Annotated in this window: 10 protein-coding genes; 6 read left to right on the forward strand and 4 right to left on the reverse strand. The window is 70.2% G+C overall.

Going from position 1 to position 10,197, the window contains the following annotated elements; genetic code table 11:
* Window positions 1-22 precede the first annotated feature (22 nt).
* A complete protein-coding gene (greA, locus tag WC555_RS08210) occupies window positions 23-499 on the reverse strand; it encodes a transcription elongation factor GreA (protein WP_373252800.1) in 477 nt (158 codons plus the stop codon).
* A gap of 49 nt (window positions 500-548) precedes the next feature.
* Between greA and WC555_RS08215 the strand changes: the two genes are divergently transcribed.
* The 4 genes from WC555_RS08215 (at window position 549) to WC555_RS08230 (ending at window position 5,310) form a co-directional block, all read left to right on the forward strand.
* Window positions 549-1,754, forward strand: a complete 1,206-nt coding sequence (locus tag WC555_RS08215) for an NAD(P)/FAD-dependent oxidoreductase (protein ID WP_373252801.1) — start codon at window positions 549-551, stop codon at window positions 1,752-1,754.
* A 40-nt stretch (window positions 1,755-1,794) separates the two neighbouring features.
* A complete protein-coding gene (locus WC555_RS08220) occupies window positions 1,795-2,364 on the forward strand; it encodes a hypothetical protein (RefSeq protein WP_373252802.1) in 570 nt (189 codons plus the stop codon).
* Between the two features lie 133 nt (window positions 2,365-2,497).
* Window positions 2,498-4,129 (forward strand): M28 family metallopeptidase, encoded by a 1,632-nt coding sequence (locus WC555_RS08225; protein ID WP_373252803.1) that lies wholly within the window; start codon window positions 2,498-2,500, stop codon window positions 4,127-4,129.
* A 35-nt stretch (window positions 4,130-4,164) separates the two neighbouring features.
* The gene (locus tag WC555_RS08230) at window positions 4,165-5,310 is read left to right on the forward strand and encodes a serine hydrolase domain-containing protein (RefSeq protein WP_373252804.1); all 1,146 of its coding nucleotides are present in this window, start codon (window positions 4,165-4,167) and stop codon (window positions 5,308-5,310) included.
* On the opposite strand, the gene rarD is transcribed toward WC555_RS08230, so the two are convergent.
* Together rarD and WC555_RS08240 are read right to left on the reverse strand one after the other, a co-directional pair.
* Window positions 5,307-6,227 (reverse strand): EamA family transporter RarD, encoded by a 921-nt coding sequence (gene rarD / locus WC555_RS08235; protein WP_373252805.1) that lies wholly within the window; start codon window positions 6,225-6,227, stop codon window positions 5,307-5,309. The two genes, WC555_RS08230 and rarD, sit on opposite strands and share 4 nt — an antisense overlap.
* Window positions 6,228-6,400: 173 nt before the next feature.
* Window positions 6,401-7,447, reverse strand: a complete 1,047-nt coding sequence (locus WC555_RS08240; protein WP_373252806.1) for an aspartate-semialdehyde dehydrogenase — start codon at window positions 7,445-7,447, stop codon at window positions 6,401-6,403.
* Between the two features lie 167 nt (window positions 7,448-7,614).
* On the opposite strand from WC555_RS08240, the gene zapE reads away from it, so the two are divergent.
* Together zapE and WC555_RS08250 are read left to right on the forward strand one after the other, a co-directional pair.
* The gene (gene zapE, locus WC555_RS08245; protein ID WP_373252807.1) at window positions 7,615-8,727 is read left to right on the forward strand and encodes a cell division protein ZapE; all 1,113 of its coding nucleotides are present in this window, start codon (window positions 7,615-7,617) and stop codon (window positions 8,725-8,727) included.
* Window positions 8,728-8,789: 62 nt separating this feature from the next.
* On the forward strand, window positions 8,790-9,308 hold the full coding sequence (locus WC555_RS08250) for a hypothetical protein (protein ID WP_373252808.1): 519 nt from the start codon (window positions 8,790-8,792) through the stop codon (window positions 9,306-9,308).
* Window positions 9,309-9,415: 107 nt separating this feature from the next.
* Here WC555_RS08250 and WC555_RS08255 read toward each other — a convergent pair.
* The coding region (locus tag WC555_RS08255; protein ID WP_373252809.1) for a malate dehydrogenase at window positions 9,416-10,197 on the reverse strand (782 nt) is incomplete at its 5' end.

The following is a 10,197-nucleotide window of genomic DNA, read 5'->3' on the forward strand; positions in this document are numbered from 1 at the left end:
GCGGCGGGGCAACCGTCAGCGTTCAATCGACGGCGACGATCTCGACCGTCTGGCCGGCGACGACCGCCTCGTCGCCGACGGTCTTGCCGATCAGGGCGACGGCGAGGGGCGAGACGTGGCTGACCGAACCGGCGGCGGGATCGGCCTCGTCCTCGCCGGTGATGCGCCAGGTCTGGGCCCGGCCGTCCTCGCGTTCGATCGTGACCGAGCCGCCGAAGCGGACGCGGCCGTCGGCTTCGGTCTCGACCAGCTGGGCCGTGGCGCGGCGTGCGGACCAGTAGCGCAGGTCGCGGGTGGCGCGGGCCATGGCGGTGCGGTCGGCCTCGATGTCGCCCCTGGCCTGGGCGGCGGCGTAGGCGGCGCGGGCCGAGGCGAGGGCGGCCTCGATCGCGGCCAGGCCCGGGGGCGTGACGAGGTTCGGGTGCGGGGAGATGGGACGGTCGGGAAGATCGGCGGCCGTGGCCTCCAGATCCTCCTCGCGGGTGAAGGCGACGCTCATGGGGGATGAGCGTATGGCGGCCCGGGGCGTTCCGGTCCATCAGGGAGCGATGAACGACGTGAAGACTGTGCATGTGATCGGGGCCGGACCGGCCGGGCTGATGGCGGCCGAGCGGCTGGCCCAGGCGGGGCTGGGCGTGGTGGTGCATGAGGCCATGCCGTCCGTGGCGCGAAAATTCCTGATGGCCGGGCGGGGCGGGCTGAACCTGACCCATTCCGAGGGGCTGGAGGGGTTCGTCGGCCGCTATGGCGCGGCGGGCGGGGCGGTCGCGGCCTGGCTGGAGCGGCTTTCGCCCACGCATCTGATCGGCTGGGCCGAGGGGCTGGGGCAGGCGACGTTCACGGGTTCGTCGGGGCGGGTGTTTCCGCGGGCGATGAAAGCCTCGCCCCTGTTGCGGGCGTGGCTGGGGCGGTTGAACGGGCTGGGGGTGGAGGTGCGGACGCGGTCGCGCTGGGTCGGGCGCCGGGACGGGGCCTGGGTGTTCGCGACGCCGGAGGGCGAGCGGGTCGAACGGCCGGACGCGGTGGTGCTGGCCATGGGCGGGGCCAGCTGGCCGCGGCTGGGCTCGGACGGGGCGTGGGCGGCGATGCTGGAGGGGGTCGAGGTCGCGCCGTTCCGGCCGTCGAACGTCGGCTTCGACGTGGCGTGGTCGGAGGTGTTCGCCGAACGGTTCGCCGGGCAGCCGCTGAAACCGGTCGCCATGACGCATGAGGGCCAGACGGTGCGCGGCGAGGCCATGCTGACGCGCTACGGGATCGAGGGCGGGGCGGTCTATGCGCTGTCGGCGGGGCTGAGGGACGCGATCGAACGGGACGGGTCGGCGGTGCTGACCGTGGATCTGCGGCCCGATCTGTCGGTCGAGGCGCTGGCGGGGCGGCTGGCGAAACCGCGCGGCAAGGACAGCGTGACCAACTGGCTGCGGAAGGCGGGCGGCCTGTCGGCGCCGGCGGTCGGACTGCTGCGGGAGATCCCGGGCGAGCTGCCGGCGGGGTCGGACAAGCTGGCGAAGCGGATCAAGGCGGTGCGGCTGACGCTGACGGGGGTGCAGGGGCTGGCGCGGGCGATCTCTTCGGCGGGCGGGGTGAAGCTGGATCAGGTCGATGAGGGATTGATGCTCAAGGCCATGCCCGGGGTGTTCGTCGCGGGCGAGATGCTGGACTGGGAGGCGCCGACGGGGGGCTATCTGCTGCAGGCGTCGATGGCGTCGGGCGCAGTCGCGGCGGACGGGGTGGTGAGGTGGCTGGCGGCGCGGTGACGCGGGGCAGGCAGCGGAGCGTTGGAATTCAGCGCAGATTTTGCGCCGCCTGTGCCATAGGAAACCAATGTTCTTCCGCCAGAAAATCTCAACCGCCGCCATGATCGCCCTCGCAGCGTGGAGCGTCGGCGCCCCCGGCCGCGCCGGGCCTCAGGACGAGCCCGCGCAGACGCCACGGGAGGCGCTGGCCCTCGCGGCGGGCGGCGATCTGGTCCTGCATGACGCCGCGATGATCAAGGTCTTCACCAGTCTCGCGCCCCGGGCGGTCGTAAGCAGTCCGCTGCACATCACCGGCATCGTCGAAGGCGGGATGTTCCAGGAGGGCGTCTTTCCGATCTACCTGATAGGCGAGGAAGGCTGCGTTCTGGCGATGGCTCCCGCCCGTCCGTTGACGGACTGGATGACGGGAGGCGAAGTGGCTTTCGAAGCGACCCTGGTGTTCAGCGCTCCGCCCGGATCACAGGCGACGCTCGTGTTTGAACAGGATGTCGAATACGCGAATGCGCCGGAGCCTCTGGACGTGCGAACGCGGGTGACGATCGCCGGCGCCGAGGACCCCGAATACCTTGTTCCGCGGCCCGAAGACTGCACAGGATCGTCGGCGGAGTAGGGCATCCGCCGCGACCCACCCATGACGGACCGCCACGACGTCCCCCGTCTTCTACCGGAAGCGACGGCACGTCTGGCCTTCGGGTCAAGCGCGAGGGGTGACGGTCCCGGATCGAAGGGGCTAGAACGGTCGCATGACCCAGCACCGCATTGTTCTCGCCGCCGTCGCCGCCCTGTTGTCGGCCACTCCCGCCCTCGCCCAGCAGGCCGAAGGGGCGCGGCTGAACGCGCATGTGCGGGTGCTGGCCTCGGACGAATTCGAGGGGCGCGGGGTGGCGACGCCGGGCGAGCAGAAGACCGTCGACTATGTGGTGGCCCAGTTCGAGGCGCTGGGGCTGGAGCCCGGCGGGCCGGACGGGTCGTGGGTGCAGGCGGCGCAGCTGGGACGGACGCGGCAGGACGGGCCGGCGACGATCACGGTGTCGAGCGGCGGGCAGACGCGGGCGCTGGAGCGGGGGCCGCAGGTGCTGGTGTCCAGCGACCGGCCGGTGAGCCGGATCACGGTGACCGACGCGCCGGTGGTGTTCGCCGGCTATGGCGTCGACGCCCCCGAGCGGAGCTGGAACGACTTCAAGGGCATGGACCTGAAGGGCAAGATCCTGCTGGTCATCGTCAACGACCCGGACTTCGCCGCGCCCGAGGGGCATCCGGTGGCGGGCCGGTTCGACGGCAACGCGATGACCTTCTACGGCCGCTGGACCTATAAATTCCAGGAGGCGGCGCGGCAGGGGGCGGCGGCGGTGCTGGTGATCCACGACACGGCCGGCGCCGGCTATGGCTGGAGCGTGCTGGAGGGGTCGTCGACGGCGCCGAAATTCGACATCGTCCGCGCCGATCCGGACGCCGAGCGGGTCCCGGCCCAGGGCTGGATCCAGGGGCCGGTCGCGGAACAGCTGTTCGCCGACGCCGGCCTCGACTACGCGGCCCTGCGCGAGGCGGCGCGGACGCCGGAGTTCACGCCGGTGACGCTGGACGGGGTGACGATGTCGATCGACTTCGGCCAGACCGCCGACCGGATCGAGAGCCGCAACATCCTGGCCCGCATCCCCGGCTCGGAGCATCCGGAAGAGACGGTGCTGTACGGCGCCCACTGGGACGCCTTCGGCCGGGCCACGCCGGTGGGGGACGACGACATCTATAACGGCGCCGTCGACAATGCGACGGGCGTGGCCGGGCTGATCGAGCTGGCGCGGCTGTTCCAGGCGGGCACGGCGCCGAAGCGGTCGGTGGTGTTCGCGGCCTGGACCGCCGAGGAGGCGGGGCTGCTGGGGGCCGAATACTACGCCGCCAATCCGGTCTGGCCGCTGGAGACGACCGTGGCCAATATCAACATGGATTCCTTCCTGCCCGGGACCGAGGTCTCGCCGCAGATCGTGGTCATGGGCGCGGGCAAGAGCCAGACGGACGCCTGGCTGGAGCGGCGGGCGACCGAACAGGGCCGCGTCCTGATCCCCGACCCGGCGCCCCAGGCCGGCGGCTTCTATCGCTCGGACCATTTCCCGCTGGCGAAGAAGGGCGTGCCGGCCCTGTTCGGCGCGGCGGGTTTCACCGGGCACAACGAGGCCAGCCGGGACTATGTGGCGAACCGCTATCACAAGCCGTCGGACGAATGGACCAGCGACTGGGTGATGGACGCGGCGGCGGTGGACGTGGACCTGCTGTACGCCGTGGGCCGCGATCTGGCCGACAGCGGCGACTGGCCGGAATGGAACGCGGGCGCCGAGTTCGAGGCGGCGCGGGCGGCCTCGGTCGCGCGGCGGCAGTAGGTGACGCGCGCCGGGCGGGCCGGTAGGACATACTCATGATCCCCCTCCCCGATATCCACGGCGTCTGCCCGCCGCGCTTCGCCGCCGTGAAGGACGCCTTCGCGGCCAATTTCACCGATGCGCCCGAGGGGCTGAACGAGCAGGCGGCGCGGTTCAGCGTCTGCGTCGGCGGCGAGACGGTGGTCGATCTTTGGGGCGGCTGGGCCGATGCGGCGAAGACGGTCCCCTATGGCGAGACGACGCTGACGCCGGTGTTCTCGACCGGCAAGGCGGTGATGGCCCTGCTGATCGCCACGGCGGTCGAGCGGGGCAAGCTGGCCTATGACGAGGCGGTCGCGGCCGTCTGGCCCGCCTTCGGCCAGGCCGGCAAGGCGGGGATCACCGTGGCCCAGTTGATGAGCCATCAGGCCGGCCTGCCGGGCTTCGCCGAGAGCGTCGATCCGGCGATCTGGTTCGACCGTCAGGCGGTGCTGGAGCGGCTGGCGGCGCAGGCGCCGATGTGGCCGCCGGGGACGGCGTCGGGCTACCACCCCATCACCATCGGCTTTCTGGCGGGCGAGCTGTTCCGGCTGGCGGACGGGCGCAGCATGGGAACCGCCCTGCGCGAGGACTTCGCCGGCCCGTTCGACCTCGACCTGTGGATCGGCCTGCCCGAGGCCGAGCATGGCCGGGTGGCGGCCCTGAGAAAGCCCGCCTCGGCGCCCGATCTGGGGACCATAGACGCGGTCAAGACGTCCGCCTTCCTCGACCGGGGCTCGGCGCCGGGCGGGCGCGGCTCGACCGAATGGCGGACGATGGAGATGCCCTCGGCCAATCTGCACGGCACGGCGCTGGCCCTGGCGCGGATCATGGGCGTGCTGGCCAACGGCGGAAAGCTGGACGGCCGGACCATTCTCTCGCCCGGCGTGCTGGCCGAGATGCTGCGCGAGCGGATCCATGGGCGCGACAAGGTCGTGCCGTTCGACGTCAGCTGGGCGGCGGGGCTGATGCGCAACGAGGGCCTGCACATCTTCGGTCCCAATCCGACGGCGGTGGGCCATTGCGGCTGGGGCGGGAGCTGCGCCTTCGCCGATCCGGACGCGGGCGTGTCGGGGGCCTATGTGATGACGCGCCAGTCGCCGTATCTGGTGGGCGACCCGCGGGCGCAACGGTTGATCGACGCGTTGTACGCGGGGCTCTAGACCGGCTCGGCCGACCGCTTCAGGGCTTCCCGCGCCGCGCGAACGCGGAAGAAGGCGGCGGCGGCGAACACCGCCGCCCCGCCCCAGATGAAGGCGAAGCTGATCACGCGCAGGGGCGTCAGGGCCTCGCCCGCCCAGACGCCGACGCCGAACTGGATGGTCGGGGCGAGGAACTGGATGAAGCCGATGGTCGACAGGGGCAGGCGCCGCGCCGACCAGGCGAACAGGGCCAGGGGCAGGACGGTGGCGGGGCCGTTCGCCAACGCCCAGGCCGTGTTGACCGGGTTGTCGAAGGCCACGCCGGCGCCCGTGTGCTGCAGCCACAGCACCCAGGCGAGGCCGAACGGGACCAGCAGCAGACACTCGACCAGCAGGCCGGCCTGGGCGTCGACGGGGACGCGTTTGCGGATCACGCCATAGCTGGCGAAGCTGAAGGCGAGGACCAGGGAGATCCACGGCGGGCGGCCGAGGGCGAGGGTCTGGAACAGCACGCCGACGGCGGCCAGGCCGATGGCGACCCAGCCCCATCTGTCGATCTTCTCGCGGAACAGCCACAGCCCCACGACCATGTTGAGCAGGGGATTGATATAGTAGCCGAGGCTGGCTTCGAGCGTCGCCTCATGGGTGGTGGCCCAGACGTAGAGGCCCCAGTTGACCCCGATCAGGGCGGTGGACAGGGTCAGCCAGCCGAGGGTCTTCGGCGAGGTCAGGACGGCGCGGACCTGGTCGCCCTGGCCGGCGACGAACACCAGCAGGCCCGCGACCGCCACGGCCCACAGGGCGCGGTGGGCGAGGATCTCGAACGAGTCGAAGCCGACCGCCGCCTGGGCCATGAACAGCAGGGGCATGAAGCCCCACATGACATAGCAGCCGAAGGCGGAGATCAGGGCGGCGCGGGGCGTGGCGGGAGCTGTCATGGCGACGATTTCGTTTCCTTCTCCCGTTGGGAGAAGGTGGCGCGTAGCGCCGGATGAGGGTCGGGTGGTGGAGCGGCGAAGCCGCCCCGGGACGGGAGCCCCTCACCCTTTCGCGCAAGAACGACGGCTTCGCCGCCGTGCGCTCAAGCCCTCTCCCGCCGGGAGAGGGAAGGTTAAACCGTGATCGTGCGATACCCCGAGGCCGGCTTGATCATGCCGGTCTCGTCCAGCAACTGGGCGATCTGGACGGCGTTGAGGGCGGCGCCCTTGCGCAGGTTGTCGGAGACGATCCAGAGGGACAGGCCGTTCTCGACGGTCGGGTCCTTGCGGATGCGGCTGACATAGACGGCGTGTTCGCCGGCGGCGTCGACGGGGGTGATGTAGCCGTCGTGCTCCTGCTTATCGATGACCATGACGCCGGGGGCGTCGCGCAGGATGGCGCGGGCCTCGTCAGGCGAGATGGGACGGTCGAACTCGAGGTTCACCGACTCGGAGTGGCCGACGAAGACGGGCACGCGCACGCAGGTGACGGTCAGCTTGATGTCGGGATCGAGGATCTTGTGCGTCTCCTTCCACATCTTGGCTTCCTCGTCGGTGGAACCGTCGTCGAGGAAGGCGCCGATGTAGGGGATGACGTTGAAGGCGATCTGTTTGGGGAACAGCTTGGGCCGCGCGTCGCCGAGGCCGTAGATGGCCTTGGTCTGGTTCCACAGCTCGTCCATGCCCGCCTTGCCGGCGCCCGAGACCGATTGATAGGTCGAGACCACGGCGCGCCTGATCTTCGCGGCGTCATGCAGGGGCTTGAGGGCCACGACCAGCTGGGCGGTCGAGCAGTTGGGGTTGGCGATGATGTTCTTCTTCGTCGCCAGCTTGATGGCGTCCGGGTTCACCTCGGGCACGATCAGGGGCACGTCCGGGTCCATGCGGAAGGCCGAGGAGTTGTCGATGACGATGGGGCCGGCCTTGCCGATCTTCTCGGACCAGGCGCGCGAGGCTTCGCCGCCGGCGCTCATCAGCACCAGGTCGACGGTCGAGAAATCGAACAGTTCGATGTCCTCGCATTTGATGGTCTTGTCGCCCCAGGACACCTCGACGCCCTTGGACTTGCGCGAGGCGACGGCGTGCATGGTCTCGACGGGGAAGTTCAGCTCCTCGAGGATGTTCAGCATTTCCCGGCCGACGTTGCCGGTGGCGCCTACGACGGCGACGCGATAGCCCATGGTGGTGTGTCCTTCGGACGCGCTACGCTCGGCTCGCGGAGCCTCGCTGCTTGAGCGCGGGTGATGTGTGGATATCCGGCGGACCGGACGTAGCTGCCTATGTGGGCCTTCGCAGCCGCGAAGCAATCGCTTTTCAGCGAGGGCCGGCCCGGCTAAGCCCGAGAACAATGCCCTCACGCATACGCAAAGCTTATGACCGTCGTTTGGCCGACGGCCGGCTGACGCCCGATCCGTCGCAGGTTCCGGTGGTCGAGGCCCTGTCGCGGCTGGAGAAGGACCTGCGGAAAAAAGCGCCGCTGGGCGGGCTGTTCGGCCAGACCGAGGTGCGGGGCGTCTATCTTTGGGGGCCGCCGGGGCGGGGCAAATCCATTCTTATGGATCTCTTTTACGCCTGCACGCCCGAGCCGCGGAAGACGCGGGCCCATTTCCACGCCTTCATGGCCCGCGTGCACGACCTGATCGGCCAGTGGCGCAAGGGCGATGCGAAGACGCGCAAACGGGTGTTCGGCCAGTCGAAGGGGGACGATCCCATCCGGCCGGTCGCCGAACTGATTGCGTCCGAGGCGCGGCTGCTGTGTTTCGACGAGTTGCAGGTCACCGACATCGCCGACGCCCTGATCCTGGGCCGGCTGTTCGAGGCCCTGTTCGAGGAAGGCGTGGTGCTGGCGGTGACGTCGAACCGGGCGCCGGATCAGCTGTATCTGAACGGGATCAACCGCGAGCTGTTCACGCCCTTCATCGATCTGATCGAGCAGAAATGCGCCGTCGTCAGCGTCGCGGGTTCGCGGGACTGGCGGCGGGACCGGCTGCTGGGCGACAAGGTCTGGTTCGCCCCGGCCGACGACGCCTGTCGCGCCGCCTTCGAGGCCCTGTGGTCCGACCTGAAGGGCGAGCAGGAGGAATGTCCGGCGCATCTGAAGGTTCTGGGCCGCGACGTGGTGGTCGAGCGCACCGACGGCGGGCTGGCGCGGGCGACCTTCGACCAGCTGTGCGGCGCGGCGCTGGGGCCGCAGGACTATCTGGCCGTCGCCGAGCGGTTTCACACCCTGTTCGTCGAGAGCATCCCCGTGCTGGGTCCGGCCAAGCAGCAGGAGGCGCGGCGGTTCGTGACCCTGATCGACGCCCTGTACGAGGCGGGGACGCGGCTGGTGGTGCTGGCCGGGGCGGCGCCGGAGGCCCTGTATCCAAAGGGCGTCGGGGCCTTCGAATTCGAGCGGACCGTGTCGCGCCTCAACGAAATGTCAGGCGCGGCGTGGCTGGCGCGCGAAAGAACGGCGTAAGGTCCGCGCCACAATTCCGCTCGGCCCCGTCGTCCAGGGTCGGCGGTTCCCGGAGAGACATCATGCGCCTGCCCGTCCTGTTCGCCGTTCTCGCCCTGGGGGCCGCCTCGCCGGCCCTCGCCCAGACTCCGGCGGCGCCCGCCGCGCCGGCCGCCGCGGCCAAGGGGGTCGCCGTCGCCGACGCCCGGACCTGGCTGATCGGCCTGGGCGGGACGGTGGCCGAGCCGGTGTCGGCCGAAGGGGCCCAGACGTTGAGCGTCGCGGACCAGCCGCTGCCGTGGACCCTGACCTTCTACAACTGCGCGGGCGCGGGTCTGTGCGACGACGTGCAGTACAGCGCGGTCTTCTCAGGGCCGATCACCCTTGAGCAGATCAACGCCTGGAACCGCGAGAACCGCTATCTGAAGGCCTTCTTCGTCTCCGGCGCGACGCCGGAAGCGGCCGGGGCGGTGGCGCAGTATGACGTGGTCCTGACCGCGACGGGGACGGAGCCGCTGCAGGAGCCGACGGTGATCTGGCTGCAGATGCTGCGGACCTTCGCGCAGAGCCTGGCGCAGGCGGCGGCTCCGGCGGCTCAATAACTTTCGTCATCCCCCGGTCTCGCTGCGCTCGCCGGAGGATGACGAAAGAAAGAAAAAGGGCCCCGGAGCGATCCGGGGCCCTTTCGTTTTCTTCGACGCCAGAAGCCCTAAGCCAGGCTGCCGTCGATGTCCTTGCAGGCCTGGATCAGGCCGTTCACGGACTCGACCGACCTGGCGAACATGGCCTTCTCTTCGTCGTTGGTGGTGAACTCGATCACCTTCTCGACGCCGTTCGCACCGATCATCGCCGGCACGCCGACGTAGAGGTCCTTGAGGCCGTATTCGCCCGACAGCCAGACGGCGCAGGGCAGGACGCGCTTCTGGTCGAGCAGATAGGAGCGGGCCATGGCGATGGCGCTCTCGGCCGGGGCGTAGAAGGCCGAACCGGTCTTGAGCAGGGCGACGATCTCGCCGCCGCCCTTGCGGGTGCGGTCGACGATGGCGTCCAGCTCGGCCTGGCTCAGGAAGCCGGCCTTGACCGCGTCGGGCAGGGGCAGGCCGCCGACGGTCGAGTGGCGCACCATCGGCACCATGTCGTCGCCGTGACCGCCCAGGGTCCAGGCGTGGATGTCCTGGACCGAGACGCCGGTCTTTTCAGCGAGGAAATACGCGAAGCGGGCCGAGTCGAGCACGCCGGCCATGCCGACGACCTTCTCCTTCGGCAGGCCCGAGAATTTCTGCAGCGCCCACACCATGGCGTCGAGCGGGTTGGTGATGCAGATGACGAAGGCGTTGGGGGCGTGGGCCTTGATGCCCTCGCCGACGGCCTTCATGACCTTCAGATTGATGCCGATCAGGTCGTCGCGGCTCATGCCCGGCTTGCGCGGCACGCCGGCGGTGACGATGCAGACGTCGGCGCCCGCGATGTCGGCATAGTCGTTGGCGCCCT

Origin of the sequence: Brevundimonas sp. (assembly GCF_041648615.1) — a bacterium.
Lineage (GTDB): Bacteria > Pseudomonadota > Alphaproteobacteria > Caulobacterales > Caulobacteraceae > Brevundimonas.